At 71.9% G+C, this 25,359-nt stretch carries 25 protein-coding genes and 1 tRNA gene; 9 read left to right on the top strand and 17 right to left on the bottom strand.

Annotated elements, in window-relative coordinates; all coding sequences use genetic code 11:
• Positions 1-276: ABC transporter permease subunit (locus tag ACZ4UU_RS44295; RefSeq protein WP_471909126.1), on the top strand; the 276-nt coding region annotated here is incomplete at its 5' end.
• A 33-nt stretch (positions 277-309) separates the two neighbouring features.
• On the opposite strand, the gene ACZ4UU_RS44290 is transcribed toward ACZ4UU_RS44295, so the two are convergent.
• From ACZ4UU_RS44290 to ACZ4UU_RS44265, 6 genes are all read right to left on the bottom strand, one after another.
• Positions 310-1,242: a tetratricopeptide repeat protein gene (locus tag ACZ4UU_RS44290; RefSeq protein WP_471909125.1), complete on the bottom strand. Its 933-nt coding sequence runs from the start codon at positions 1,240-1,242 to the stop codon at positions 310-312.
• A gap of 24 nt (positions 1,243-1,266) precedes the next feature.
• Complete coding sequence (locus ACZ4UU_RS44285) at positions 1,267-3,765, bottom strand: Hsp70 family protein (protein WP_471909124.1); 2,499 nt, start codon at positions 3,763-3,765, stop codon at positions 1,267-1,269.
• 20 nt (positions 3,766-3,785) lie between these two features.
• Entirely contained in the window at positions 3,786-4,373 is a 588-nt protein-coding gene (locus ACZ4UU_RS44280) for a hypothetical protein (RefSeq protein WP_471909123.1), read from the bottom strand.
• Between the two features lie 39 nt (positions 4,374-4,412).
• On the bottom strand, positions 4,413-5,633 hold the full coding sequence (locus ACZ4UU_RS44275) for a hypothetical protein (RefSeq protein ID WP_471909122.1): 1,221 nt from the start codon (positions 5,631-5,633) through the stop codon (positions 4,413-4,415).
• A gap of 83 nt (positions 5,634-5,716) precedes the next feature.
• Positions 5,717-6,799: a serine/threonine-protein kinase gene (locus ACZ4UU_RS44270; RefSeq protein WP_471909121.1), complete on the bottom strand. Its 1,083-nt coding sequence runs from the start codon at positions 6,797-6,799 to the stop codon at positions 5,717-5,719.
• Between the two features lie 79 nt (positions 6,800-6,878).
• A complete protein-coding gene (locus ACZ4UU_RS44265) occupies positions 6,879-7,658 on the bottom strand; it encodes a polysaccharide lyase family 7 protein (protein ID WP_471909120.1) in 780 nt (259 codons plus the stop codon).
• Positions 7,659-7,952: 294 nt separating this feature from the next.
• Between ACZ4UU_RS44265 and ACZ4UU_RS44260 the strand changes: the two genes are divergently transcribed.
• Complete coding sequence (locus ACZ4UU_RS44260; RefSeq protein WP_471909119.1) at positions 7,953-9,881, top strand: serine/threonine-protein kinase; 1,929 nt, start codon at positions 7,953-7,955, stop codon at positions 9,879-9,881.
• 4 nt (positions 9,882-9,885) lie between these two features.
• On the opposite strand, the gene ACZ4UU_RS44255 is transcribed toward ACZ4UU_RS44260, so the two are convergent.
• On the bottom strand, positions 9,886-10,674 hold the full coding sequence (locus tag ACZ4UU_RS44255) for an FHA domain-containing protein (protein ID WP_471909118.1): 789 nt from the start codon (positions 10,672-10,674) through the stop codon (positions 9,886-9,888).
• A gap of 179 nt (positions 10,675-10,853) precedes the next feature.
• Positions 10,854-10,927, bottom strand: a tRNA-Pro gene (locus ACZ4UU_RS44250).
• A gap of 180 nt (positions 10,928-11,107) precedes the next feature.
• On the opposite strand from ACZ4UU_RS44250, the gene ACZ4UU_RS44245 reads away from it, so the two are divergent.
• On the top strand, positions 11,108-12,043 hold the full coding sequence (locus ACZ4UU_RS44245; protein ID WP_471909117.1) for an alpha/beta hydrolase fold domain-containing protein: 936 nt from the start codon (positions 11,108-11,110) through the stop codon (positions 12,041-12,043).
• Between the two features lie 61 nt (positions 12,044-12,104).
• Here ACZ4UU_RS44245 and ACZ4UU_RS44240 read toward each other — a convergent pair whose 3' ends face one another.
• From ACZ4UU_RS44240 to ACZ4UU_RS44230, 3 genes are all read right to left on the bottom strand, one after another.
• Positions 12,105-12,404, bottom strand: coding sequence for a hypothetical protein (locus ACZ4UU_RS44240; RefSeq protein WP_471909116.1), 300 nt, complete (start codon positions 12,402-12,404; stop codon positions 12,105-12,107).
• A 14-nt stretch (positions 12,405-12,418) separates the two neighbouring features.
• Complete coding sequence (locus ACZ4UU_RS44235; RefSeq protein ID WP_471909128.1) at positions 12,419-13,096, bottom strand: PIG-L deacetylase family protein; 678 nt, start codon at positions 13,094-13,096, stop codon at positions 12,419-12,421.
• Between the two features lie 191 nt (positions 13,097-13,287).
• A complete protein-coding gene (locus ACZ4UU_RS44230) occupies positions 13,288-13,938 on the bottom strand; it encodes a GntR family transcriptional regulator (protein WP_471909115.1) in 651 nt (216 codons plus the stop codon).
• A gap of 177 nt (positions 13,939-14,115) precedes the next feature.
• Between ACZ4UU_RS44230 and ACZ4UU_RS44225 the strand changes: the two genes are divergently transcribed.
• Positions 14,116-14,460: a cupin domain-containing protein gene (locus ACZ4UU_RS44225; RefSeq protein WP_471909114.1), complete on the top strand. Its 345-nt coding sequence runs from the start codon at positions 14,116-14,118 to the stop codon at positions 14,458-14,460.
• Here ACZ4UU_RS44225 and ACZ4UU_RS44220 read toward each other — a convergent pair.
• A complete protein-coding gene (locus ACZ4UU_RS44220; protein ID WP_471909127.1) occupies positions 14,450-15,457 on the bottom strand; it encodes a LacI family DNA-binding transcriptional regulator in 1,008 nt (335 codons plus the stop codon). The two genes, ACZ4UU_RS44225 and ACZ4UU_RS44220, sit on opposite strands and share 11 nt — an antisense overlap.
• Positions 15,458-15,580: 123 nt before the next feature.
• On the opposite strand from ACZ4UU_RS44220, the gene ACZ4UU_RS44215 reads away from it, so the two are divergent.
• Positions 15,581-16,741, top strand: a complete 1,161-nt coding sequence (locus ACZ4UU_RS44215; RefSeq protein WP_471909113.1) for a Gfo/Idh/MocA family protein — start codon at positions 15,581-15,583, stop codon at positions 16,739-16,741.
• 9 nt (positions 16,742-16,750) lie between these two features.
• On the opposite strand, the gene ACZ4UU_RS44210 is transcribed toward ACZ4UU_RS44215, so the two are convergent.
• Positions 16,751-17,041, bottom strand: a complete 291-nt coding sequence (locus ACZ4UU_RS44210) for a TMEM175 family protein (protein WP_471909112.1) — start codon at positions 17,039-17,041, stop codon at positions 16,751-16,753.
• A gap of 65 nt (positions 17,042-17,106) precedes the next feature.
• Positions 17,107-18,135 carry a LacI family DNA-binding transcriptional regulator gene (locus ACZ4UU_RS44205; protein ID WP_471909111.1) on the bottom strand — a complete coding sequence of 343 codons (1,029 nt, stop codon included), beginning with the start codon at positions 18,133-18,135 and terminating at the stop codon, positions 17,107-17,109.
• 107 nt (positions 18,136-18,242) lie between these two features.
• Here ACZ4UU_RS44205 and ACZ4UU_RS44200 point away from each other — a divergent pair, with 107 nt between their 5' ends.
• From ACZ4UU_RS44200 to ACZ4UU_RS44185, 4 genes are all read left to right on the top strand, one after another.
• Positions 18,243-19,409, top strand: coding sequence for a phytanoyl-CoA dioxygenase family protein (locus ACZ4UU_RS44200; RefSeq protein ID WP_471909110.1), 1,167 nt, complete (start codon positions 18,243-18,245; stop codon positions 19,407-19,409).
• Positions 19,410-19,454: 45 nt separating this feature from the next.
• Positions 19,455-20,231 carry an SDR family oxidoreductase gene (locus ACZ4UU_RS44195; RefSeq protein ID WP_471909109.1) on the top strand — a complete coding sequence of 259 codons (777 nt, stop codon included), beginning with the start codon at positions 19,455-19,457 and terminating at the stop codon, positions 20,229-20,231.
• A gap of 62 nt (positions 20,232-20,293) precedes the next feature.
• Positions 20,294-21,298: a Gfo/Idh/MocA family protein gene (locus ACZ4UU_RS44190; RefSeq protein ID WP_471909108.1), complete on the top strand. Its 1,005-nt coding sequence runs from the start codon at positions 20,294-20,296 to the stop codon at positions 21,296-21,298.
• Entirely contained in the window at positions 21,295-22,317 is a 1,023-nt protein-coding gene (locus ACZ4UU_RS44185) for a Gfo/Idh/MocA family protein (RefSeq protein ID WP_471909107.1), read from the top strand. The genes ACZ4UU_RS44190 and ACZ4UU_RS44185 overlap by 4 nt, the downstream gene beginning before the upstream one ends.
• Before the next feature lie 72 nt (positions 22,318-22,389).
• Here ACZ4UU_RS44185 and ACZ4UU_RS44180 read toward each other — a convergent pair whose 3' ends face one another.
• Genes ACZ4UU_RS44180 through ACZ4UU_RS44170 form a run of 3 tightly spaced genes read right to left on the bottom strand, consistent with a single transcriptional unit; the run spans position 22,390 to position 25,261 of the window.
• Positions 22,390-23,412, bottom strand: coding sequence for a Gfo/Idh/MocA family protein (locus ACZ4UU_RS44180; RefSeq protein WP_471909106.1), 1,023 nt, complete (start codon positions 23,410-23,412; stop codon positions 22,390-22,392).
• Between the two features lie 36 nt (positions 23,413-23,448).
• Positions 23,449-24,351 (bottom strand): sugar phosphate isomerase/epimerase family protein, encoded by a 903-nt coding sequence (locus ACZ4UU_RS44175; protein ID WP_048579994.1) that lies wholly within the window; start codon positions 24,349-24,351, stop codon positions 23,449-23,451.
• Position 24,352: 1 nt separating this feature from the next.
• The gene (locus ACZ4UU_RS44170; RefSeq protein ID WP_471909105.1) at positions 24,353-25,261 is read right to left on the bottom strand and encodes an ATP-binding cassette domain-containing protein; all 909 of its coding nucleotides are present in this window, start codon (positions 25,259-25,261) and stop codon (positions 24,353-24,355) included.
• Positions 25,262-25,359: the final 98 nt, after the last annotated feature.

The raw sequence follows: 25,359 nt of genomic DNA, 5'->3' as shown, positions 1-25,359 counted from the left end.
ATGCCGGCCGCGCTGCCCGGCTATCTGGCCGGTCTGAAGCAGGGCTGGGCCTTCTCGTGGCGGTCCCTGATGGCCGCCGAGATCATCGCCACCTCACCCGACCTCGGCATCGGACTGGGGCAACTCCTCGAACAAGGCCGCACCAACAGCAGCATGTCCCAGGTGTTCCTCGCCATCTTCCTGATCCTGCTCGTCGGCATCGCCATCGACCTGCTGATCTTCAGCCCGCTGGAGCGCAGGGTACTGCGGGGCCGGGGGCTGCTTGTCACCCGCTGAGCGTGCGGTGCCTGCCGCCGCATCACCGTCCGGTCAGCCGGGCGTGATCAGCACCGTGACCGTCCGGTTCCGCGCGACGCCCGCGTACGGCGCGTCCCGCTGATCCGCGCTCGCCGTCGTGAACGCCGTCAGGGGCCTGCCACTGGCGGCGCTCAACTCCCGTGCGGCGACGAGCGCCCGCCACAGGGCGAGGACGGAGCCGCCGCTGTCCGGGGCACCGGGGACGGTGGCGGTGTGGCCGAGGATCTCGACGTCGGCCCGCCGTCCCGCGAGGCGGCCACCGAGGACGGCCAGCCGGTCGGCGCCGACCGGGGTGAGCCGGTCGGCCTCGGAGAAGAGCCCGTCGGTGAAGGTGACTTCCACCGAGTCCGCGTGCGCGGCGGCGTCGACGCCCGGTGCGCGCAGTTCGCGGGCCAGCGCCGCCACCACGTCCGCGCGGCGGGCCGAAGCGCGGGCGCGCTCCTGTTCCTGCCGCGCCCGGTGTTCGGCTTCGAGGCGCCGGGCGAGTTGTTCCGCGCGGTCGGCCTGCGAGGGGGCCGGCCGCTCCGGTCGTCCGCCCGTGTCGTCGGTGAGGACGACCGTGCAGGCCGTGATGGCGGCCACCGCGCAGACCGCTGCGGCCAGTGCGGTACGGGTGCGGTGCCGGGCGAGCGCCGCGCGTGGGCCGCGTCGGCCGAGCCGGTCGAGCCTCGCCAGTCCCGCCGACGCGGCGGGGTCCTGCGGCCGTTGCTCCTGGACCCTTCGCCAGTACTCCGCCGCCCGGGCCGCCTCGCCCCGTTGGGCGTGTACGCGGGCGAGCAGGTCGAGTACGTCGTGATGGCCTGCCAGGGCGGGCTCGTCGGCCTCGTTCAGCAGCCGCAGCGCGCCGTCCAGGTCACCGGAGCGGGCGGCCGCCCGTGCGCGCGAGACGAGCAGGACGACCCTGAACTCGTCGGTGTGCCGGACCGGGGTGGGTGATGTGGGCACCGTCAACTCCTCTGCTCCGACCGGCTAGTTGACGCCACCGGACATCCGCTCGGCCTCCTCGGCGGCCCCCGGCGGCAGCAGTCGGCGCAACCGCTCGTTGACCCCGGCGAGGGCCCGGCGGTTCCCCGCGGCGACGGCCCGGCGGCCCTCCAGGATCGCGGCGTCCGCCTGGGCCCGGGAGAACATGTCGTCCCGCATCTCCACCAGCGCGTGGAAGACCACGTACTCCCACTGGTCGGTGCGGCGCAGGAGCTCGACGTGGAACTCGCCGGCCCGTTTGATGAGCCGCCGCAGGTCCGCCGGAGTGGCGTCGTCGCCGAGCGAGCCGGCCCGGTCGCGCATGTTCTGCAGTTCCCGACGGTCCGAGGGGCCGCCGCCGGTCTGTTCCATGACGTCCTCGCAGGAGCTGAGCAGATCCCACAGCTCGCGTTGCAGCCCGGGGATCTCGATGGCCTGCTCGATGTCGTCGAGCTGGGCCTCCACATCACGGATGCGCCGCTCGCTGGTGACGGCGGCACCGGTGTCGACGGCGGCCGCGTCGACCTCCTTGCGGAGCTGGGGGATGGTCTTCTGCTCGGCGAGGTCGGCCAGTTGCTCCCGCGCCTGGTCGGAGTACACCTCCTCGGCCTGGTCCTGCAGGAGACGTACCCGCTGTTCCAGGTCGTGCAGGCGGTCCACCAGCTCGTCGTGTTCCGGTGCCAGCAGCTCGGAGCGGTTGATCGTCGCCTCGAACTGCTGCTCCAGCAGGGGGATGTCGGCGGTGACGAGGACCTCCCGGTTGCTCGCCTGGATCTCGAAGGTCACCTCGACCTCGCTCTGGGCGGGCAGGTCGATGCGGATGTCGCGCGGGCGGATCTCGATGAGGCCGACGCGGGTGTTGCGGTCGGCCCGCCTGCGCTCCCCCTCCAGCAGCGGGATGCGGATGACGGCGTCGGGCTGGGCGCGGCGCAGCGGGATGGTCGTCCGGTAGGGCTTGGTGATCTGGGCCGGCAGGGTGGTGCCCTTGCGCAGCAGTGGGTCGAAGGAGCCGTCGGCCTTGCCGATGCCGAGGGTGCCGGTGAGCACCGCGTCGCCGGGGACGACGGCCGCGTGGGTGATGGAGAAGGTGTCGCCGGCCAGCTTCCGCCGGGTGCCGGAGGTGTCGGTGAGCTCCACGGTGAAGCGGGAGCGGGTGTCGGCGTCGATGGCCACCTCGGTGTAGAAGGTGCCGTCGGCGCCGATCTCGGTGAGCGGACCGCGGAACGGCGGCCGGCCGTCGGGATTGCTGAGGGTGACGGCGAACCTGGTCCAGTCGACCGCGCTGCCGCTGCTCACCTTGCCGGAGACGGGGATGCCGGTGGTGTCGACGGACTGCGCCGGATAGTGGAGCTCGATCGCGAACTCGCCCTGTGCCGCCTTCTGCGGCTTCCTCGGCAGCCGGACGGTGCGGGCGAACACGGCGGCTCCGCGCGCGACCACGGTGGTGGGGTCCTGGCTGTGGTCGAGGGGGATGCCGGGTCCTTCGACGGGGTCGGCGAGCAGTTCGCGCAGGCCCGGGCTGAGGGTCGCGCCGCCGACCAGGAGCAGCCGGTCGATGTGGTCGGGGCGCAGCGCGCTCTGGGCGAGGGCGTCGCGGCAGAGCCGGACGGCTCGGGTGTAGAAGGGAAGAGCCAGGTCGTCGAGGGCGCCGCGGGTCAGGACGTACTCGAAGGGCTCGATGCCGCCACTGCCGTCGTCCAGGTCGACGGAGATCTCGACGGAGTCCGTGCGGGACAGGGCGATCTTGGCGTTCTCCGCCTCCAGCTTGAGCTTGGCGAAGTTCTTGCGCCAGCGCGGGTTGTTGCGGGCGAAGTCGGCCAGGCCCAGGTCGCCGTGGACGGCGGGGGCCAGGAGGTCGTCGACGAGGGCCCAGTCGATGAGCTTGCCGCCGAGGTACGGATCGCCCGCGTGCTGGATCAGCTGCAGCTCGCCGTCGCGCTTGCTCATCAGTGCCGCGTCGAAGGTGCCGCCGCCCAGGTCGAACACCATCCAGTGGGCGGATTCGGAGGCGTCCTGCACGCCGTACGCGATCGCGGCGGCCGTCGGCTCCTGCACCAGCGGACACTGCTCACCGAGCCCGGCGAGGGCCGCGGCCGAGCTGGTGGCGTTGTTCTGGTTCAGGGCGAAGGAGGCCGGGACGGTGATCACGGCCGCCTCCGGCTGGTACCCGTATTCGTGCGCGGCGTCCTGCCGCAGGGACTTGAGCACCTCGGCGGAGAGTTCCTCGGGTGTCAGCGACGCGCCCGTGCGGTGGAAGAGCCGGTGCGCGCCGGCCGCTCCCATCTCCAGTTTGAACTCGGCGTACGCGTTGTCGGGATCGCTCTCCGTGCGCTCGCGGGCCCGCCTGCCCACGTGGATCACCCCCTCCTTGGGGATCCACACGGCGGAGGGTGTGAACTCCCAGCCGTCGTTGTTCTTGACGACCCGGACACCGTCGTCCTCCGCCACCGCGATGGCGCTGTTGGTGGTGCCGAGGTCGATGCCGAAGTCGATGGTCTCGCGCATGGGTCGGTCTCCTTGGTCGTTCAGGTGCCGAGGGCCGGGGGCTGCTCGGGGGCCTGGGTCCGTTGGGTGGCCGGCTCGGGTTCGGCGGCCGGTGTGTGTTCGGGTGCGGGCCTGCCGACGATGACCTGGCCCATCTGGATGCGTTCACCGCGGAAGTAGACCGACGGTCGTACGGTCTCCAGCACGACCTCGCGGTCCAGTCCCGGCTCGTCCTGGAACACCAGTGCCTCCAGGGACTGACCGGAGTCGAAGGGCATGCCGTCGTGCTCCTGGATCTCCAGTCCGTCGTCGGCGAGCGCCTGGCGGCTCGCGTGGACCTGGCGGCGCACCTGTCGCAGGTCGGCCGCCGAGAGGGAGCCGGTCTGCCGGTCGAGCTTGCGCAGGGCGCGCCAGATACCGACGGCGGCCCCGAGCAGCGCGTCGGTTCCGGCGCCCCGCGGGGTGCGGGCCTGCTCCGCGAGGGCCTCGGCCGCCGCCACCTCGTCGAGCACCGCGGCGACCCACTCGGCCTGGGCGGGGTCCAGCGGCGGGCGGGGGATGCGGAACTGCGGGGGATGCCGCAACTGGCGCAGGAGATCCCGCACTTGGGGAGCCACCGGGCGATGCATGGGTTCCTCCTTCTGTGCCGTCCTCATGGCACCGGTGACTCAGCTGTTGACCAGATAGGCGATCAGGGCGGGAAGCACCATGAGGAGCAGGACGAGCAGACAGCCCAGCCGCAGGCCGCCCCACACATCGCCGGAGCCCCCGGCCTCGACGGTCCGGGCGTGCTGCCCGAACTGGGAGTGAATGGCGTCCCAGTTCGCCTCGATTCCCTGGATGTCGCGGTCCGGGGCGATCTCGTACGCCGCCTCCGTGAGCTCGACCATGGTCTGCCGCTGCTCGGCGGTCGGCCTCCTGTGCAGGTGGTGGTCCGCGAGGGCCACCGCGAGGTTGTTCAGGCCCACGGCGACGACGTGCGCGACCTCCTCGTACCGCCACTCCGAGACGAACACCCGGAACTCCCCGAGGCGTTCGAACGCGGGCAGAACCTGCTCGCGCAGGGTCAGGGCGGCGTCGCCGTACCGTCCGGCTTCCTGTTGACGCTTGGCGGACAGCAGACCTTCGGTGATCTGCTCGACCGTGTCCTCCACGGTCTCCTCGAACAGTGGGGTGAAGAGCCCCGCGAACACCTCGTGTTCGGACCAGGCCGCGCAGACTCCCGCGAGCCGGGGCCGGAAGTCCGCGTCGGCGGCGAGTTCCCGGAGCGGGGAGACGAGCAGAGGGGGCAGCGCGGCGAGGAAGTCGGCCGCGGTGTGCTCGCCCAGCCGGGGATCGTCCAGGTCCTCGATCCGGTGGGCGATGTGCTGCCGGAACTCCGGGCGTCCCAGCAGCAGTCCCCAGCCGCCGGCCGCGCCCCGCCACAGGGTGTCCCGCCCCTCCGCGGTGACGCTGCCGCGGCCGGCCTCCGCCTCCAGCGCCATGGCGTGGAAGCGCACCGCGTCGTCGTGCTCCTCGTGCAGGGCGCGGGGGCAGCCGCACTTCAGGTCGGCGTCGCCCCACCGCCACAGCAACTCGTCCACCAGCCGTCGCCGCGGGTCCTGGAACTCCTCGAACGCGGCCCGGACCTCCTCCTTGCGGGGGCCGCCCACGAGCGGCGAGTCCGGGTCCGGGGGCAGCGTGTCCCGCACCGCGAGCCGCGCCTCCAGCCGCTGTCGGTGCTGCCGTACGGCCCGTCCTCGCGCGTTCGCCGGGAGACCGGTGACGGCGAAGGCGTTGTCGCGGTACAGCCGCACCCCGGCCAGGTCGGTGCAGCGGGACAGGCTGCCGGTGCCGCTCCGAGCGGCGGACGGTGCACCCGCCCGGCCGCCCGTGGTCGTCTTGTCCATCGCCTCTCCATACGTCCGCTGTCCATACGTCCGCTGCCCGTACGTCCGCCGCTGGTGCGGCCGCACCTCGTGCGCCGGGCCCCTCACATGACCACCCCCCGGCGCCACGTCATCAGCCGCGCCAGGTGCCGCTCCCTCAGCCGGGGGTGGCGGCTGAGGGCCTCTTCCAGCTGGTTGGCGGCATCGGCCAGCCGGCCCGGCATCCGGGAGAGCGCGATGGCCGCCCGCACCAGTTCCTCGACGGACCGCTCCACCACCGCGGGCCCCTGCCGGGGCGACCGCTGCCCCTGTGAGGGCCGCAGGGTCTGCGCGCGTTCGGCTACCGCCCGGGCCGTGGCGGGCCGGTCCGTCGGGTCGGTGCGCAGCATGTCCAGGACGAGCGTGTCCAGGGCGGGCCCGACCTCGTCGTTGAAGGAGCTCGGCGGCGGCAGCGGACGGCTGAACCGCTCCAGCGAGAAGGACTGCACCGGGTCGCCGCCGTCGTACGGGAAGTGGTCGGTGAGCAGGAAGTACGCGATGGTGCCGAGCGCCCAGACGTCTCCGGCGCACGAGTAGCCCGTGCCCCGGCGCAGCACCTCCGGCGGCATGTAGGCGACCGTCCCCTGAGCGCTGGCCGCCCTGGTCCCCGGGTCGGTCTCCTTGGCCAGCCCGAAGTCGCTGACCTTCACCCGCAGTCCGGACTCGTCGTAGGTGATGAGCACGTTGGCCAGCGACAGATCGCGGTGCACGATGGGGTGCTGCCGCTCGTGGGCGACGGCGAGTCCATCGGCGGCCTGCCGCAGCACGGCCGTGGCCTCACCGACCGGTACGGCGCGGGAGTGCGAGGCGATCAGCCGCTCCAGGCTGCCGCCGGCCACGTACTCCATGGTGATGTAGCCGCGCACCCCCTCGGAGGTCTGCACGGTGCCCGCGTCGAAGACCCGGATGATGTTGGGGTGCCCCAGGGTGGAGAGGATGCGGGCCTCGTCGAACATCCGGGAGGTCGCGGCCAGCGAGGCCACGTGTTTGAAGAGCTTCAGCGCCTGCCAGCCGAGGATGTGGTGCCGTACCCGGTACACCTCGGCGAAGGCGCCCTCGCCGAGCCTGCGGTCCACGACGAGTGCGGAGTTGATCCGCTGCCCACGGGTCAGCAGTGCCCTCCCCGCGCCCGTCGTGTCCCCCGTCATCCACCGCCCCTTCCGTCCCCTGAGGTCACCTCACCGTGCCACGCACCGCCCGGGACCCCTCCCGGACGCCGTCGGCCGGTCAGGAGTGGGTGACCTTGATGCGGGAGATGCGGACCTCGCCGTGGTTGTCGTCGGTGCACGGCTCGGAGTTGTCGCAGTTGGCCTGCGTGTAGGCGCCCGCCTTGAAGTAGTTGGTGTCGCCGTCGTGGGAGACCGTGGTCTCCAGGCGGCCGTTGTAGTAGGCGTCGATCTCCCCGTCCCGGGCCACGAACCGGGCTTCGAACTCGGTGCCGAGTTCGTAGTCGTCGGTGACGAGGTGGGCGTGCCGGTCGTCGCCGTCGGTGATGTAGAGGCTGCTGCCTTCGAGCCGGAAGACGGTGACGTCGTCGTCCCCGCCGTGGACCTGCGCGCCGACCAAATACGGCCGTTCCTCGGGCAGGGCCGTGAACGCCTCGCGGACCACGAGGGTGTGGGTGCCGTCGGTGGTGGACCACTCGGCCTCGTCCGCGCCGTCGTCGGTCATCTCCCGCAGTTCGGCGCGCGGATAGCTGGAACCTCCGGTCGTCACGCCGTTGACGGCGGCCCGGAACCGCACCGCGTCACAGCCGGCCTCCGCCCGGAACCAGGGGGCGGCGGAAAAGGTCGCCAGCTCGGGCTGGGTGATCTCGGTGGGGTCCTCGTCCTCGCCGGTGGGCAGCGTCAGCTTCCAGTTCGTCAGATCGAGGACGTCGGCGGGGTGGGCGCACCGGGCGGCGGCCCGCTGCGGGGTCTGCGCGCCGGCGTGTGTGGACAGGGTGAGCGTGGCGGTCGAGACGGCCGCGGTCAGACCGGCCAACACGAGGGTCCGGGTGCTGGGCATGGAGAAGTGCCTTCCTGTCGGGGGCGCCTGGGGGTGCTTGGAAAGTCCTGCGTGGTTCGGGCCGCGCGTACGGTACGCGCGATCGCCGGGACCCCTCCCGGAAATCGTGGGACCCCCTCCCGGCACCGGTGGTCTCACCGCATCCGCACATACGGGATGCCTGCGCATGCGTGCGACTGATGAAGGCTCTGGGTAGACACTGCGTACGGTCCGCCCCACGCGTTAGGTTCGATGCGATCCACGCGTGCGGCTCCGGGCCGTGTGCGTCCGGGAATCGACCGAGGGGGAAGATCCGTGCGTTCCGGGGACGAGTTCGCCGACCGCTATGTCCTCAAGGAGGTCATCGGCGCGGGCCGGGGCGGCGATGTGTGGCTGGCCCACGACACGGTGGTGGGCCAGGACGTCGCCCTCAAACCCGAACGGACGGACGGCGAGGGCGAGACCGCCGTGCGCCGGCTGCTGGGCGAGCCGCGCGCCATGGCCAAGTTCCGCGACCATCCGCACGTCGTGACCCTGTTCGACGTCATCCCGGCGTCCGAGGAGGGCGACGGCCCAAAGACGTACTGGTTCGTCATGGAGTACGTCCCCGGCGGCGGCCTGGACCGGCAGCCGACGGTCTCTCCCGTGCGGGCGGCCCGGATCGGGGCCGAGCTCGCGGACGCGCTGGCCGCCCTGCACGAGGCGGGCATCGTCCACTGCGACGTCAAGCCCGCCAACATCGGGCTCACCCGGCACGGGACCGCGAAGTTACTGGACTTCGGTGCCGCCTACCGGGTCGGCGGCACCGAGACCGTCACCGTCAACGGCCCGTTCAGCTTCACCCCCGACTACGCCGCCCCCGAGTTGGCCCGGGGCAACGTCCCGCGGCCCGCCTCCGACGTGTTCTGTCTGGCGGCCACCCTCTGTGCGCTGGTCACCGGCGCGCCGCCGCGCGGTGGCGCCCCCGTGGACGACGCCGCCCCGGCCGGGACGGGGACCGAGGAGGAGGCCGAGCGTCTGCGGTACTGGAAGGCCGAGCAGGGTGTCGTCGAGCTGGACGCCGCCTCCGTCGGCCCGCTGTACCCGGTGCTCACCTCCATGCTGCGCCGCGATCCCCGGCAACGCCCCGAGGCCGCCGAGGTCAAGCGGCTCCTGGAGGAGGTCGCCGGGTCCGGGCCGGCGCCCTCACGGGACCCGGGCACCACCAGCCCCGTCAGCGGGCGCCGGCGATGGCGCCGCCGGCCGCAGCTGGTCGCCGCGGCACTCGGCGTGAGCGCCGCACTGGCCCTGGGGCTCGTCGCCCTGCCGGACGGCGACGACGACGGCAAGGCCGCTCCGCAGCCAGGACCGAGCCGGAGCCGGCTCGGCGGGAACGCCCCGGACGGTGGGACGCGGGCCCTGATCGGCGACCCGCACACGGCCGACGTGTGCGCCCTGGCCGACCCCGCCGCCTTCGAGCAGTTCGGCGACGGGGAGATCCGGGTGGACGTCGACTACGGGAACTTCGACCGCTGCGACGTGCTCGTGGGTGTCGACGACAAGACCCGTATCGACGTGTCGGTGAGCCTGCGCAAGGGCTCGGCGCCCGAGGGCTCGAAGCCCTCCAGTACCGTCGGACGGATCGGCATCCGCGAGGAGCAGGCCGAGAACGACGAGTGCAAGCTGCTGCTGACGGCCAACGGTGACACCCTGGTCGGGGTCCGCGTCAACATGGGCAAGGGCTCCCTGTTCGGCGGCACCGCGGCCCTGTGCGCGGTCGCGGACAAGGCCGCCCGGGGTGCGGCCCAGGTCCTCGACCGGGGCCCGCTCCAGCGGCGTTCGCCCGCCTACCCGCGCACCTCGCTGGCCTGGCGGAACGCCTGCGAACTGCTCGACGCCAAGGCGCTGTCCGCCGTGCCCGGGATCGAGGTCGACGTGCCGGAGGTCGGCATCGCGGACTGGAGCTGCGAGTGGTCGAGCGACGTCGACGAACTGGACGCGGAGGTGAGCTTCTTCCGCGACCAGCCCAAGTCGGCCGAGGAGGGCACGGCCCTCAGTCTCAGCGGACATCGCACCGTGATCGAGAAGGGCGACGACGCGGACACCTGCTCGGCGTTCGTGGAGTACCGCAGGTACAGCGGCCAGGACGCCGAGACCGCCGTCGAGATGGTGCGTCTGGAGGTCGGTGGGCAGCAGCCCACGGACAAGCTCTGCGGGATGGTCAGGGACCTCGCGGCCTCCGCCGCCGGCAGACTGGGCGGCTGAGGACTCAGGGCGCGGAGTCGGGCCAGGCCGCGTCGTCCTCCATCAGGTCGAGGTCCGGCGGTACGAGCGTCGTGGACTCCACCAGGCCCTTGATCAGGTTGTGCAGCAGGCTGTTGTCACCGGGGCGGCCCTGCGACTTGTCGTGGATCAGCGGGTACCGGAAGCCGGTGCGGTCCAGCCGGTGGCGTACGGCCTCGATGCGGTGCTCGATCCTGCGCTCCGTCCACTTCGCGTCCGGACGGAGGTAGGCGAGCTGCTTGGCTGCCGTGGCGTACGACAGGGGGCGCGGGTCCTCCTCGTACAGCAGGTAGCGCTGGCCGAGGACGACCAGCAGCAGCCGTTCGTCGTCGTTGAGCGCCCAGGTCTCCGGCCGGATGGTCTCGGCGCGCCGCCGCGAGAGGGGTCCCTGGTCGTCGTGGCCCGCCACGTACAGCTCCACCAGGTGCTCGCGGTAGCCGGACCCCTTCACGAACAGCGGGGTGTAGCCGGTGTCGAGCGGCATCGGCTCGGTGCTGAGGTGCATCATCCGGCCGCGCGGCAGCCGGACGAGCTGCTGCCCGGTGTTCCGTAGCCACCACAGCCCTTGACGGTACGTCAACTCACCGTGCCGTCGGCTCACCCGCAGGTCGTCCACGCCGACTCCCAGGTCAACGTCCGGTTTCTCGCCGCGCCCGAAGCGGACCGTGAGCCCCGGGCGGGGCGGCGCGCTGAGTTCCCCGGTGACCGTCCGGGCATGCAGGGTCCCGGGCGTGGTGGGCGCGACACCACGCGCGAGGCTGGCGGAGAGGGTCATCGCGGATCTCCTCGGGGCGTGGGCTCGTCGGGCGGTACCCGCATGATGCGCCTCCACCCACGGGAGGGGTCCCGGGAACCCCGAGGGGCGACGGTCGGAAGCAGCAGGAAACAACCAAGGGCCTCGTCTCACGCGGTGTGAGACGAGGCCCCGATCCGGACAGACAGTCCATCGAACTGTCGGGACGACAGGATTTGAACCTGCGACCCCTTGACCCCCAGTCAAGTGCGCTACCAAGCTGCGCCACGTCCCGGCGCGCATCCCACGGCGAACCGCGTGATCACGCAGGTCAACCCTACCGCATACACACCCCGCCTCGACCGCCGCGACCCCTTGACTCATAGTTGTCGACGCCTACAATTGCGGAACTCAATCAGATCTCGTGGCGGGAAGCCGGGGGGAAGCCCACGGCCCGCGAACCGATCGGAGCCACATGACCCTCCTGGCCCGGCCCGCGGTGGCGGCCTTCATCGCCAAGGCGATGCAACGTGCGACCGCCATGGCGGACCGGCGGACCGGCGGCCGGGGCTCCGCCGCCGCTTCACACGCCCGGTTCCCGGAATTCCCGCGAAAGGTGCGGGAGTTGACGATTCCCACGTCGATCGCCCCGGCCCGGGCCACCGTGTATCTGCCCGCGAACGACGAGCCCGCTCCCCCGGTGCACGTCAACTTCCACGGCGGCGGCTACGTCATGGCGCTGACCGAGCTGGACGACCCGCTGTGCCGCTTCCTGGCCGCCGAGGCCGGCGTGGTCGTGGTCAACGTGGACTATGTCGTCGCCCCGCAGCATCCGTTCCCGGCGCCGCCCCGACAGGCGTACGACGTCGTCCGGTGGGTCGCGGAGCACGGCTCCGAGGAGGGCTGGGACGGCGGGCGGCTCACCGTGGGCGGGCAGAGCGCCGGGGGCGGACTGGCGGCGGCCGTGGCGCGACAGGCCCTCGAGGAGGGCGAGCCCGCCGTCGCACTCCAGGTGCTGCACTATCCGCCGCTCGACCTGGCGACCCACGCCCGGGACAAGCGGGCCGCCATCGCCAGGCCGATGCTGCGCCCCTGGATGGCCGACGTCTTCGACACGTCGTACGTCCCGGACGCGCGCCGGCGCGTTGACCGGCTCGTCTCCCCCGCGCACCCTTCGGACACCGCGGACCTGAAGGGCATCGCGCCCGCCCTGGTGGTCACCGCCGAGTTCGACCTGCTGCGGGCCGAGGGCGAGCGGTACGCCGAGCGGCTCCGGGGCGCGGGGGCACTGGTCGACCACCATGAGGTGCGCGGCGCCGACCACGGGTACGACGGGCAGGACGACGGCAAGGCCCGCGAGGTCTACGCCCTGATCGCCCGGCGGATACGGGAGGCGACGGGCGCCGCCTGAACGCCGGGCGCCCGGACACCGTGTCGCCCTGTTCGCCGGCGTACATCCCTTCGCCGGTCCCTCACCTGTTCCGCACCATCGGCGAGGGCTCGCTGGGCACGTTGTGGGTGTAATCCTCCGGGCACGTCACCCGGACGTGCGTCGAGACCGGCCGGACGGTCGAACTCCTGTCGGCGGAGGCCCAGACGGGCTGAACCGGCGGGGCGGACGCCGAAGTGCTCCTGGCGCACCTCCCGGGGCTCCAGGACATCCCCGCGACGAACCCCGCCATCAGCAGGGTCACCGCCGCGACCACCCACCACGGCAGTCCTGCCTTCGCCATGAACGCGACGACAGCCACCAGTGCGAGAAATGCCGTCACGTCCTGATCCCCCATCAACTGTGAACACACCTGCCCCCGACGTCACGAGAGCCGCCCTGCAGCACTACGGGCATATGACGCAACAATACGCGAGACCGTCGTATAACCCAGTTCGGTTCATCTGTACATATGGTTCGTCTGTACATATGACGGGCGTCGCTCGCCGCAGGCGCTGCGGCGAGCGACGCCCTCCTCACCCCCGGTCGGCGCGTACGCCGGTCAGTGCGCGCCCATGAGCTCCTGCTCGCTTCCCCACCGGCGGGGGCGCCGATGATCTCGCCCTCGCCCGGGTAGCCGATGGCCTGGGCGAGGACCCGGGCCTCCAGGGCCATGCGGTTGGCGGCCGGGTGGTCGCCGTTGTACGAGTCCTCGGTCGGGTGGGTGAGCACGACGTCGGGCTGCGTGTCGCGGTGGACGGCGACGAGTCGGTCGGTCAGCTCGGCGGTGGCGGTCAGCGGGTAGTCGCCGGCGCCGAAGAAGCGGACCTCGGCGCCGAGGGCGGCGGCGCGCTCGGCCTCGTCACGGCGTATCGCCTTGATCTCGTCGAGCTTCCTGCCCTCGCGCCAGGCCCTGGCCGACTCGCCGCGCTCACCGAAGGTCAGGCAGGCGATGGTGACCTTCTCGCCCCGGGACGCGGCCAGGGCGATGACTCCGCCCGCGCGCCACACGAGGTCACCGGCGTGTGCGGTGATGACGAGGGTGGAGCGTGGTGGGGACGGGGGTCCCCCGCGCGAGGTTGTTCGAGCGTGAGGGAGGGCGCATCGGGATGCGCCATGACAGGCTTCTCCTTGAGTGAGAGGTGGGCGCCCGCCTCGTTCGCGTCAGCCGCGCGGCGATCGGTACGACGCGCTCGTCGTACGACCCGACCCGTTCGGCGTACGGCTCAGTCGCGCAGCGCCTCGATCACGCTGGTGAGGTGGGCGCGGACGGCCGCCTCGGCCGCCTGCGGGTCCCTGGCCCGGATCGCCTCGATCATGGTCAGGTGCTCGTTCAGGGAGTGCTGCCGACGCCCGGGCCTGAGGGCCAACTGGAAGCGGTGGCGCACCAGTTGTGCGTTGAGCCGCTCCAGCAGTTCCACGGCCGTCCGCTGGCCGGAGAAGTCCCCGATTCTGGCGTGCAGTTCCTGGTTCAGCTCGGAGTAGGTCAGCGGCTCACCGTCGGCCACGGCCTTGGTCATCGCCGTGCCCAGGTCCGCGAGTTGCGTCAGCTGCTCGTCGCCGGCCGCGACGGCGGCCTTGGCCGCACAGAGCCCTTCCAGGACCATGCGGCACTCGGTGATGGCGACCGCTTCCTCCACGGTCACCACCCGCACCCGTGAGCCACGGTTGCGGATCCGCTCGACCAGTCCCTGAGCCTCCAGATCGATGAGCGCCGCGCGGATGCTGGCCCGTGTCACACCGAACTGCTCGGCGAGCTCGTTCTCCACCAGCCGCTGAGCCGGTGCCATCTCGCCGTGCAGGATCGCCTGCCGCAGCCGCGCGAGCGCGTGCTGCCTGGCCTGCTCCCCGGTGCTCGGACGGGCTTCCTTCGGCATGCGCCCTCCCTGAGTGAGTGCCTGTCGAACCTAAATCCAGCCAAACAGAATTGTCAACAATTTTGTCCGCCGTATTGCGGGCCACTGCCGAGCCGCGACGGAGTGTCCGCCCGGTCCCGCCGACACCGCACACTCCGTCCAGGCCGCTCCCCTCCCCCGCCCGGCTAGGGTCGCCGCATGACGCACAGCTTCGTACTGCACATTCCCGACGCCGAGCTCGAACCCGAACCCCTCGCGCCCGAGCAGGTCGTGTCCGGGACGCCCGAGGTGACCGGCAAGGTGGTCTGGGAGTCGGAGGACGGGCGTCAGGTGCGCGGGATCTGGCAGATCACGCCCGGCGTGGTCACCGACACCGAGGCCGACGAGCTGTTCGTCGTGATCAGCGGGTCGGCCACCATCGAGGTCGAGGGCGGGCCGACGCTGAGGTTGGGGCCCGGCGACATGGCCGTACTGCGCGAGGGCGACCGTACGACGTGGACGGTGCACGAGACGCTGCGCAAGGCGTACGCGATCAACCAGTGAGGCGCGGGGGCGCCGTAGAGCCGCGGATCTCCAACGTCGGTACCGCGAGGCGGACTTCGCCCGCTCCCCCGGTGCCCTCGAACCGGTCGAGCAGACGGCGGGCCGCGCGGCGGCCGACCTCGTGGCTGGCGTTGTCGACGGTCGTGAGCCACACGTGGCGCAGCCGGGCGATGCTGGTGTTGTCGTAGCCGACGACGGACAGGTCTCGCGGCACCCGCAGCCCCGTCTCCTCGGCCGCCGAGAGCGCGCCGATGGCGGCGATGTCGTTCACCGCGAACACGGCCGTCGGCCGTTCCGTGCGGCTCAGCAGCCGGACCGTCGTGCGGTAGCCGCCCTCCTCGGTCATGTCGCTCGCCTCGACGACCGCCTCGTCCGCGAGGCCGTGCTCCCGCATCGTCGCCTCGAAGCTCCGCCGCCGCAGCTCACCGACCGCGCCGTACCCGGCGATGTGCGCGATGTGCCGGTGCCCGAGCCCGATGAGGTGCTCGGTGACCAGGCGGGCGCCCCGCTCGTCGTCGTTGGCGACCACGTCCACGCCGGGCAGCTGCGGCTCGCGTGCCCCCGCCACCACCACCGGGAGGCGCTCGGCGACGGCCCCGAGCGCGGCCGGGTCGGGCAGCGTGCCGACCACGATCAGGCCGTCGACCCCGAGGTCCAAAAAGGGGCCGGCCGGGTCCTGTCCGGTACGGCGGTTGAGGCGGGCGTCGGCCAGGAGCATGCGCAGGCCATTGTCGTGCAGGAGGGAGTTCAGGCCGTCGAGCATGTCGACGAACCAGGGGTTGCGCAGGTCGTTGAGGAGGACGCCGACCGTGCGGGTGCGCTGCTCGCTGAGGCTGCGGGCGGCGGCGTTCGGGCGGTAGCCGAGTTCACGTACGGCTCGCAGGACCGCCTCCCGCTTCTCCGGGCGCACCTGGTCCGAGCCGCGCAGCACCAGCGAGACCAGCGACTTGGAGACGCCGGCCCGGTCGGCCACATCGCGGATCGTCGGCGCTCTCATGGACATGGACCGTTCCATGAACCGCCAAGGCTTGTCAAAGGGGACGCAAAGGGTTGACACCACGGCCGGGCCGCGCTCAAGGTGAGCTGGACAGCAAATGGACCGGTCCAAAGAGGGGCTGCAATGGTGGACACGCTCGGCGTCGCCGTCGTCGGATTCGGCTGGATGGGACGGGTGCACACGCAGGCGTACGCCCGGGTCGCGCACCACTATCCGGCCCTGCCGCTGCGTCCTGAGCTGGTGACCGTCGCGGAGGACGTGCCCGGCCGGGCCGAGGAGGCCGCGGCACGGTTCGGGTTCGCCTCGACGGCCCGCGACTGGCGCGAGGTGGCCGCCGATCCGCGCGTGCGGGCCGTCAGCATCACCGCGCCGAACTTCCTGCACCGCGAGATCGGCGTGGCGATGGCCGAGGCCGGCAAGCACATCTGGATCGAGAAGCCGGTCGGCCTGACCGCCGAGGACGCCCGGGCGGTGGCGGACGCGGCCGCCAAGGCCGGCGTACAGAGCGCGGTCGGCTTCAACTACCGCAACGCGCCCGCCGTCGAGACCGCCCGCGACCTGATCGCCGCCGGCGAGATCGGCGCCGTCACCCACGTGCGCATCCGCCTCTTCAGCGACTACGCCGCCCACCCGCAGTCCGCCCTGACCTGGCGTTACGAGCGTGAGCGCGGCGGCAGCGGAGTCCTCGGCGACCTCGCCTCGCACGGCGCCGACCTGGCCCGCTTCCTGCTCGGCGACATCGCCTCGCTGACCGCCGACACCGCGATCTTCGTGCCGGAGCGCGCCCGCCCGACCGCCGCGACCGCCGGCCACACCCTCGCCACCGGCGAACTCGGCCCGGTGGAGAACGAGGACTACGTCAACTGCCTGCTGCGCTTCGCCTCCGGCGCCCGTGGCGTGCTGGAGGCCTGCCGGGTCTCGGTCGGCGAGCAGAACAACTACGGCTTCGAGGTGCACGGCAGCAAGGGCGCTGTGTTCTGGGACTTCCGCCGCATGGGCGAGCTCGGCGTCAGCCGCGGCACCAGCTACCAGGACCAGCCGGTCAGCACGGTGTACGTCGGACCGGGCGACGGCGAGTTCGGCGCCTTCCAGCCGGGCGCCGCGAACGCCATGGGCTACGACGACCTCAAGGTCGTCGAGGCGTACCGCTTCCTGCGCTCGGTCGCCGAGGACACCCCGCACGGAGCCACCCTCGACGACGCCGTGCGCAGCGCCGCCGTACTCGACGCGATGACGCGGTCGGCTCGGAGCGGCGCGTGGGTGGACGTGGCCGCCGGAGCGTGAGGTCCGGGGTCAGCGCGCCCGGTCGGCCAGGGCGAGCGGGATGCTGACGACGAACACGACCAGCGGCGCCGAGGCCCGCGACCGCCGCCGCGTGCACGGCGACCGACTCGGGCTCTCTGCCGTACTCGCAGAGCAGCTCGGTGGGGAAGGGCATTCGTGCAGAGCGTCGTCGTACTCGTCCGAGGCCAGTCCCCGGGGGACGTAGAAGTCCAGGACCAGCAGCGTCAGGGCGATGGCGAACACGCCGTCGGCGAGGGCCACGAGGCGCTCGGGACCGCTGTCCGGGTTCGACTTCCACATGTGCACGACGGCAGGGAGCCGGGGCCTGCCGACCGGTGTACACGCCAGGCGTGCGCCCTCGATCGTCACCCGATGGGCGTGGGCATGTTGTACGGCGTCACCACCTGGATCGCCGACGGCAGCGTGGGCCCCGCCGGCGGCAGCGCGCCGTGGGCCCGCATCACGATGTGGCAGGCCTCGCGCATGTCCTGGCGCAGGTCGTGGTGGAGGACGGCGGACAGGCGGTGCTCGCGCAGCAGACGGGTGTTGTCCTGGTCGAGATCGTGCGCGACGAACACCGCGCACTCCCGGCCCAGGTCCGCGAAGGCCCGCAGGGTGGCGATGTTGCCGCCGCCGATCGAGTAGACGGCGCGGATGTCGGGGTCCCGCTCCAGCGCGGCCCGGACCAGTTCGTACTGGGTGGCGTCCAGCCCCTGGCCCTCGGCGATCTCGACGAGCGTGCGGTCGGGATGGCGGGCCCGCATGGCGCTGCGGAAGCCCATCTCGCGCTCCTCCTCGTTGCGGAAGAAGCCACTGCTGAGGCTGGTCAGCACGTTGCCCGGGCGGTCGCCGAGCCACTGGCCCATGAGGTAGGCGGCTGTCGCCCCCGCGGCCCGGTTGTCGATGCCGACATAGGCGAGGCGGGCGGTGGAGGGCAGGTCGGTCACCAGGGTCACCACCGGGATGCCGGCCTCCGCGAGCCGGGCGACGGCGGCGGTGACCTCCGGGACGTCCGGGGCCTTGAGGATCACGCCCTGCGAGCCGCGCCGCGCGATGCGGTCCAGCGTCCGGGTCAGCTCCGGCATCGGTCCGGTCTCCCGGAAGTGGAAGCGTGAGCGCACGACGGCCGGGTGCAGGGACGGCAGCTCGGCCTCCAGGGCGGCCCGCACCGCGGTGGTGAACCGCTCGGGCGCCTGCACCACCATGTCGATCATGAAGGTACGGCCCACGAGGCGGACCTGGGTGCGCTGCCGGTCCAGGTCGGCTATGGCCTGCTGGACCTCCCGCGCGGTGCTCTCGCGCACCCCTCCCCTGCCGTTCAGGACCCGGTCCACCGTGGCCTCGCTCAGGCCCGCCTGACGTGCGATTTCCCGGATCGGGAAGGGGTGGCCCATGCGACGGCTCCTTGAGGGGTTTTTGATGGGCGGCTGCTGGTTGTTCGACGGGATTGTCATGACAAGAATGGCAGCGCTGAGTCGCCCCTGTCACCGAGAGGACACCGATGTCCTTCACCGCCGCACACCGCCGGCCCTGGCTGTCCGAGCACGACTGCGACCTCGCCGACTTCCGTGCACTCGTCGAGCGGACCACCGACCTCGCCGACTACCCGTACGCCTCCGCCGTGGAGCGCGAAGTCCTCGTCTACGACAGCGACCGCCTACGCAAGGCCGACGCCCTCCGTGCGGTACAGGCCGAACTGGTCCGCGCCCTCACCGAAGGACCCGGCATCGCCGTCTTCCGGGGCGCCTTCCCGGACCCGGGGACCATCGACCGGCTCAGCGCCGTGTTCGACGCCCTGATCGCCGAGCAGCGCGCCGCGGGCACGAACGCCGGGGACCACTTCGCCAGGCCGGGCGCCAACGACCGGGTCTGGAACGCGCTGGAGAAGGCGGCCCTGTACGACCCCGAGGCCTTCGCCGACTACTACGCCAACGACATCCTGGCCCTGGTCTCGACCGCCTGGCTCGGGCCGGGCTACCAGGTCACCTCCCAGGTGAACGTGGTCAACCCGGGCGGCGCGGCGCAGACCGTGCACCGCGACTACCACCTGGGCTTCCTCTCGGGCGAGGTCGCGGCCGCCTACCCGGCCCATGTCCACCTCCTCTCCCCCGTGCTCACCCTCCAGGGCGCCGTCGCGCACTGCAACATGCCGGTGGAGTCCGGGCCGACGATGTACCTGCCGTACTCGCAGCGGTACGAACCCGGCTACCTCGCGTGGCGACTGCCCGAGTTCCAGGCGTACTTCGAGGACCGCCACGTCCAGCTGCCCCTCGCCAAGGGCGACGCGGCCTTCTTCAACCCCGCGCTCTTCCACGCGGCCGGCACCAACCGGTCGGCGGACATCCGACGCATGGCGAACCTCCTCCAGGTGTCCTCGGCGTTCGGGCGGGCCATGGAGACGGTGGACCGCGAGGCCGTCGCGGGCGCCGTGTACCCGGTACTGCGCCGGCGCGGGAGCGAGGGCGTCGACGAGGCGTGGACGGCGAACGTGATCGCCGCGAGCGCCGAGGGCTACCCCTTCCCCACCAACCTCGACAGCGACCCGCCGGTCGACGGGCTCGCCCCGCCCAGCCAGGCGGACATCGTACGGCGTGCGCTGCGCGAGGGATGGACCCCCGAGGCTCTGCGCGACGAGCTGCGGGCCGGCGCCGAGCGGCGCCAGAGCTGACCTGAGCTGACCAGAGCTGACCAGAGCTGAAAGGACCCGAAAGACATGGGACTTCTCGACGACAAGGTCGTCCTCGTCAACGGCGGCAGCCAGGGTGTCGGCGCCGCCATCGCGCGGGCCGCCGTTCGTGAGGGGGCGGTCGTGGCCGTCACCGGGCGGCGCGCCGAGCCCGGCGAAGCCCTGATGGCCGAACTCGCCGCCGCGGGCGCCAAGGCCATGTTCGTGCGGGCCGACCTCGCGGACGCCGAGAAGGCGAAGGCCTCCGTCGCCGAGGTCGTCGACGCGTACGGGCGGATCGACTGCCTGGTCAACTCGGCGGGGCTGACGTCCCGGGGCACGCTGCTCGACACCACGCCCGAGCTGTTCGACCAGCACATCGCGATCAACCTCAAGGCGCCGTTCTTCGCCATGCAGGCGGCCGTCTCGGACATGGTCGCGCGCAAGGCGCCCGGCACGATCGTCAACATCATCACGTCCTCGGCGCACGGCGGGCAGCCGTTCCTCGCGCCGTACGTCTCCGCCAAGGCCGGCCTCATCGGGCTGACCCGTAACGCCGCGCACGCCCACCGGTGGGACCGGGTCCGGATCAACGGCCTGAACATCGGGTGGACGGCTACGGAGGGAGAGGACGCGACGCAGAAGGCCTTCCACGGGGCCGGGGACGACTGGCTTGACGAGGCCGCCGCCAGGCTGCCCATGGGCAAGCTGGGGCAGCCCGACGAGATCGCCGAGTTCGTGGTCTTCCTGCTGTCCGACCGGTCGGGCGTGGTGACGGGATCGGTGATCGACTGGGACCAGAACGTACTCGGCGGCCTGGACTAGATCCTCGTCAGCCCTCGGACTCGAACCTCTGTCTCAAGCCTCGTACATAAGGAACCTGAACCATGCGAATCGGCATCCTCGGCCTCGGCCGCATCGGCGCCTTCCACGCCGAGACCCTCTCCGGACTCGACGCGGTCGACTCCCTCGTCGTCACCGACCCCTTCGCGGAGGCCGCCAAGGCCGCCGCCGAGCGGTTCGGCGCCGAGGTCGTGGACTCGCCGGAGGCCCTGCTGGCCGCCGGTGTGGACGGCATCGTCGTCGCCGCCGCGACCGACGCCCACCCCGCGCTGATCCTGGCCGGGGTCGAGGCCGGTATCCCCGTCTTCTGCGAGAAGCCCGTCGCGAAGACCATGAGCGAGGGCGTGGAGGTGCTGAAGGCCGTCCAGGGCAAGGGCGTGCCGATCCAGATCGGTTACAACCGGCGCTTCGACACCGGCTTCGTCAACGCCCGCGCCGCCGTGCAGAGCGGCGAGCTGGGCAAGCTGCACACGGTCCGCTCGACCACACTGGACCCGGCGCCGCCGCCCGCCGCGTACATCGCCGCCTCCGGTGGCATCTTCCGGGACTGCTCGGTGCACGACTTCGACATCATCCGCTGGGTGACCGGCCGTGAGGTCGTCGAGGTGTACGCCGTCGGCGGCAACAAGGGCGCCGACTACATCAAGGACGCGGGCGACGCCGACACCACCGGCGCGATCCTGACCCTGGACGACGGCACGATCGCCGTGGTCTCCAACTCCCGCCACAACGCCCGGGGTTACGACGTCCGCATGGAGATCCACGGCTTCGATGACTCCATCGCCGTCGGCCTGGAGGACAAGCTGCCGCTGCGCTCCGTGGAGCCCGGCGTGACCTTCCCCGCGGGCACTCCGCACGACTTCTTCATGGACCGCTTCACCGCGGCCTATCGCGCCGAACTCACCGCGTTCACCGAGGTCGTGGCCGGAACCCGGCCCTCCCCGTGCACCATCGAGGACGCCCTGGAGGCCGGCTGGATCGCCGACGCGTGCACACTGTCGCTGCACGAGCACCGTCCGGTGACGATCGAGGAGGTACGGCAGGCATGAACGACCCGAGCCCGCAGCCGCTGCGCATCGGCGTACTCGGCGCGGCACGCATCACCGAGCTCTCCCTCGTCGGCCCGGCCCGCACGACCGGCCACCGCCTCGTGGCGGTGGCCGCGCGCGACCGGTCCCGCGCCGAGGCGTTCGCCGACGAGCACGACGTGGAGCGGGTCGTGGACTCCTACGCCGACCTGCTGGCCGACCCCGAGGTCGAGGTCGTCTACAACCCGCTCGCCAACGGCCTGCACGGCCCGTGGAACCTCGCCGCGCTGGCGGCCGGCAAGCACGTCCTGACGGAGAAGCCGTCGGCGAGCGACGCCGAGGAGGCGGCCGAGGTACGGGAGGCGGCGGCGAAGGCCGGGACGGTCTTCATGGAGGCCTTCCACTACCTCTTCCACCCCGTCACCCGGCGCCTGCACGAGCTCGTCGAGAGCGGTGAACTGGGCGAGCTCCAGCGGGTGGAGACGCGGGTGGCGATTCCGGCGCCCGACGACTCCGACCCACGCTGGTCGCTGCCGCTCGCGGGCGGCGCGATGATGGATCTCGGCTGCTACAGCCTGCACGCGGTGCGGATGCTCGCGCCGTGGGCGGGCGGCGCGCCGCGGCTCGTCTCCGCCCGAGGTGGCGAGCGAGCGGGCGCGCCGGGTGTCGACGAGTGGCTGGACACCGAGTTGGAGTTCCCCGGCGGCGCGACCGCGTCGGCGCGCTGCCACATGGCGTACGACGAGTTGGAGATGAGCTGCCGGATCGTCGGCTCGGCGGGCGAGGCGTTCGCGCCGAACTTCGTGCTGCCGCACCGGGACGACCGGGTCGTGGTGCGTACGGCGGACGGCGAGCGCACGGAGCGGCTGGGCACACGCTCGTCGTACACCTACCAGCTGGAGGCGCTCGCCGCGCACCTCCGCCGGGACGCCCCCCTGCCGCTGGACGCGGACGACGCTGTGGCGACGATGACGCTGATCGACGAGTCCTACCGGGCGGCGGGCTTCGAGCCGCGTCCGCGTACGGCGCTCGCGGGCTGAACGCCCCCACGGCGGGGCGGAGCACGGACAGGGGCCGGGGGAGGCTTCCCCCGGCCCCTGTGCGGTGCCCTGTCAGACGTACAGCGCGGGCCGCTCCACCAGGTCCACCGGGACCCGCCCGCCGTCCTCCAGCGCCCGTACGCCCGCCTCGCACACCGCGGCCACGGCGTACCCGTCCCAGGCACTGGGCCCGGTGACCTCGCCGCGCCGGGTGGCGTCCACCCATGCCTGGACCTCACGGTCGTAGGCGTCGGCGAACCGCTCGATGTAGTCCTGGGCGATGATTCCGCCCCAGCGGCCGGCCGCGTGGGTGACCATGGCGTGGCCGTCGCCGACGCGGGCGGTGCCGCGTTCGCAGACGGCCTCGGCCTGGACCTGGTAGCCGAATCCGCAGTTGACGTAGATCTCGACGTCGACGATCGCGCCGCCGTCGGTCTCGAAGACGACGAACTGAGGGTCGCGGATGCCGTCCGGCGCGTTGCCGGACGGTGCCGGGGCGAGCACGGTGACGGCCGTGATCTCGTGGCCGAGGAGCCAGCGGGTCACGTCCATCTCGTGCGTGACGGAGTCGTTGATGAGCATCTCGGAGGTCCAGCCGGGCGGGCTTGCGACGTTGCGGTGCCGGTTGTGCAGCATCAGGGGGCGGCCCAACTGGCCCGTCTCCAGCAGGGACTTGAGCTTCATGTACTCGGCGTCGTAGCGCCGCATGAAGCCCACCTGGACGCGGCGGTGACCGAGCCTCTGCTCGGCCTCCAGAACGCGCAGCGCGGAGGCGGCGTCGGGCGTGAGCGGCTTCTCGCACAGGACCGGCAGGTCGTGCTCGAAGGCGGTGAGGAGGGCCGCCTCGTGGGCGGGGCCCGGCGAGGCGATGATCACCGCGTCGACGTCGGCCGCCGCCATCGCGGCGGCCGGGTCGGTGTGGGCGGTGCAGCCGTCGACGCGGGCCGCGACCGATTTGGCGCGCTCCGCGTCGACGTCCACGACGGCGGTCACCCGTGCCCCGCTGGTGACCTCCTGGATGCGGCGCACATGGTCGGCGCCCATCTTTCCGGTACCGATGACTGCGACTCCGAGCGTGTGCGGACGCTGGGTCATGGTGATCGGCCGTCCTTTCGGGTCGTCAGGCGGTCGTCAGGCGCCGCAGGACCTCAGGAACTTACGGGTACGGACCGCGATGGGCAGCGGCTTGTCCGGCTCACAGGGGTACATGTCCTGCTCGACGATCGCGAACAGGTCCACGTTGAGCTTCTGCGCGGCCGTCAGGACCGGCCCCAACTCCGGTACGCCCGCCGGTGGTTCGCACATCACGCCGCGCTGGACGGCGGGGCCGAACGGGATCTCGTTCTTCACCACGTCGGCGAGGATCTCCGGGTCGACCTGCTTGAGGTGCAGATAGCCGATGCGCTCGCCGTAGGTCTCGATCAGCTTGACGCTGTCGCCGCCGCAGTAGGCGTAGTGCCCGGTGTCCAGGCAGAGGTTGACCAGGTCGGAGTCGGTCGAGTCGAGGAAGCGCTCGACGTGGGCCTCGGTGTCGATGTGGGTGTCGGCGTGCGGGTGCACGACGATGTCGAGGCCGAACCGCTCCTTCACCTCGTGACCGAGGCGCTCCATGCCCTTGGTCAGGTGGGCCCACTGCTCGCCGGTGAGCTCCGGCGGCTCCAGGATCTCGGCGGTCTTGTCGTCCCGCCAGAACGACGGGATGACGACCAGGTGCTTGGCGCCCATGGCCTGGGTGAGGGAGGCGACCTCGCTGACGTGCTCCCAGGTGGACTCCCAGACGGAGGGGCCGCGGTGCAGTCCGGTGAAGATCGTGCCGGCCGACACCTTGAGGCCCCGCTTGTCGATCTCGTCGGTGAGGCGGGCCGGGTCGGTGGGGAGGTAGCCGTACGGGCCGAGTTCTATCCAGTCGTAGCCGGCTTCGGAGACCTCGTCGAGGAAGCGTTCCCAGGGCACCTGTACGGGGTCGTCGGGGAACCAGACGCCCCAGGAGTCGGGCGCGGAGCCGACCCGGATCCGGTCGAGCGCAGGGGGCATGTCAGGACTTCCCTTCGGTGGACGCCACGGGTGCGGTGAGGTCTTCCTCTTCGGGGAGTTCCTCGACGTCGACGCCGCGGACCTGGCTCAGTTCGTGCTTGAGCGCGGCGAGTTCGGTGCCGCCGGCCATGTGGTTGGTGAGTTCTTCGAGGCTGACCTCGGCGCGGGAGGCGTTGAGCTCCATGGTGCCCAGGCGCAGGACGCTGAAGTGGTCGCCGACCATGTAGGCGTGGTGGGGGTTGTGGGTGATGAAGATGACGCCCAGGCCCTTCTCGCGGGCGGCGGCGATGTACTTCAGCACCACGCCGGACTGCTTGACGCCGAGGGCGGCGGTGGGCTCGTCCAGGATGAGGACGCGGGCGCCGAAGTAGACGGCGCGGGCGATGGCCACGCACTGGCGCTGGCCACCGGAGAGGGTGCCGATGGGCTGTTCCAGGTCGTCGAGGACGATGCCCATCTCGCGCAGTTCGTGGTCGGCGGTCTTCTTCATCTTCTCGATGTCGAGACGGCGCAGGGGCCAGGGGCCCTTGGTCATCTCGGAGCCGAGGAAGAAGTTGCGCCACACCGGCATCAGGGGGACGACGGCGAGGTCCTGGTAGACGGTGGCGATGCCGCGGTCGAGGGCCTCGCGCGGGGTGGAGAAGCGCACGGGGGCGCCGTCGACGAGGAACTCGCCCTCGGTGTGCTGGTGCAGCCCGGAGATGATCTTGATCAGGGTGGACTTGCCGGCGCCGTTGTCGCCCAGGACGCAGGTGACCTGGCCGGGGAACACCTTCAGGTCCACGCCGTGCAGGGCACGGATGTTGCCGTAGGCCTTGCCCGCACCGCGCAGTTCGACGATCGGGGCGTCCTTCTTCGGGGCCTCGTCCTGGAGGATGGCACCGTGGGTGCCGGTCTTCTCGGTGGTCATTGGGGTCACCTCCTGGTCGCTGTGCGCTGGACCCACAGATTGATGAGGACGGCGCCGAGGAGCATCACGCCGAGGAAGGCCTTGAACCAGTCCGGGTT

The organism is Streptomyces sp. NPDC028907, assembly GCF_055564995.1.
This window is presented reverse-complemented; position numbering and strand designations above follow the sequence as displayed.

What these genes read in the sequence shown, in the direction of transcription:
- ACZ4UU_RS44285 (WP_471909124.1), bottom strand. Translation starts at nt 3,765, where the DNA reads ATGCGCGAGACCATCGACTTCGGCATCGACCTCGGCACCACCAACAGC.
- ACZ4UU_RS44280 (WP_471909123.1), bottom strand. Translation starts at nt 4,373, where the DNA reads ATGCATCGCCCGGTGGCTCCCCAAGTGCGGGATCTCCTGCGCCAGTTG.
- ACZ4UU_RS44275 (WP_471909122.1), bottom strand. Translation starts at nt 5,633, where the DNA reads ATGGACAAGACGACCACGGGCGGCCGGGCGGGTGCACCGTCCGCCGCT.
- ACZ4UU_RS44270 (WP_471909121.1), bottom strand. Translation starts at nt 6,799, where the DNA reads ATGACGGGGGACACGACGGGCGCGGGGAGGGCACTGCTGACCCGTGGG.
- ACZ4UU_RS44265 (WP_471909120.1), bottom strand. Translation starts at nt 7,658, where the DNA reads ATGCCCAGCACCCGGACCCTCGTGTTGGCCGGTCTGACCGCGGCCGTC.
- ACZ4UU_RS44255 (WP_471909118.1), bottom strand. Translation starts at nt 10,674, where the DNA reads ATGACCCTCTCCGCCAGCCTCGCGCGTGGTGTCGCGCCCACCACGCCC.
- ACZ4UU_RS44245 (WP_471909117.1), top strand. Translation starts at nt 11,108, where the DNA reads ATGACCCTCCTGGCCCGGCCCGCGGTGGCGGCCTTCATCGCCAAGGCG.
- ACZ4UU_RS44230 (WP_471909115.1), bottom strand. Translation starts at nt 13,938, where the DNA reads ATGCCGAAGGAAGCCCGTCCGAGCACCGGGGAGCAGGCCAGGCAGCAC.
- ACZ4UU_RS44225 (WP_471909114.1), top strand. Translation starts at nt 14,116, where the DNA reads ATGACGCACAGCTTCGTACTGCACATTCCCGACGCCGAGCTCGAACCC.
- ACZ4UU_RS44220 (WP_471909127.1), bottom strand. Translation starts at nt 15,457, where the DNA reads ATGAGAGCGCCGACGATCCGCGATGTGGCCGACCGGGCCGGCGTCTCC.
- ACZ4UU_RS44215 (WP_471909113.1), top strand. Translation starts at nt 15,581, where the DNA reads ATGGTGGACACGCTCGGCGTCGCCGTCGTCGGATTCGGCTGGATGGGA.
- ACZ4UU_RS44210 (WP_471909112.1), bottom strand. Translation starts at nt 17,041, where the DNA reads ATGTGGAAGTCGAACCCGGACAGCGGTCCCGAGCGCCTCGTGGCCCTC.
- ACZ4UU_RS44205 (WP_471909111.1), bottom strand. Translation starts at nt 18,135, where the DNA reads ATGGGCCACCCCTTCCCGATCCGGGAAATCGCACGTCAGGCGGGCCTG.
- ACZ4UU_RS44200 (WP_471909110.1), top strand. Translation starts at nt 18,243, where the DNA reads ATGTCCTTCACCGCCGCACACCGCCGGCCCTGGCTGTCCGAGCACGAC.
- ACZ4UU_RS44195 (WP_471909109.1), top strand. Translation starts at nt 19,455, where the DNA reads ATGGGACTTCTCGACGACAAGGTCGTCCTCGTCAACGGCGGCAGCCAG.
- ACZ4UU_RS44190 (WP_471909108.1), top strand. Translation starts at nt 20,294, where the DNA reads ATGCGAATCGGCATCCTCGGCCTCGGCCGCATCGGCGCCTTCCACGCC.
- ACZ4UU_RS44185 (WP_471909107.1), top strand. Translation starts at nt 21,295, where the DNA reads ATGAACGACCCGAGCCCGCAGCCGCTGCGCATCGGCGTACTCGGCGCG.
- ACZ4UU_RS44180 (WP_471909106.1), bottom strand. Translation starts at nt 23,412, where the DNA reads ATGACCCAGCGTCCGCACACGCTCGGAGTCGCAGTCATCGGTACCGGA.
- ACZ4UU_RS44175 (WP_048579994.1), bottom strand. Translation starts at nt 24,351, where the DNA reads ATGCCCCCTGCGCTCGACCGGATCCGGGTCGGCTCCGCGCCCGACTCC.
- ACZ4UU_RS44170 (WP_471909105.1), bottom strand. Translation starts at nt 25,261, where the DNA reads ATGACCACCGAGAAGACCGGCACCCACGGTGCCATCCTCCAGGACGAG.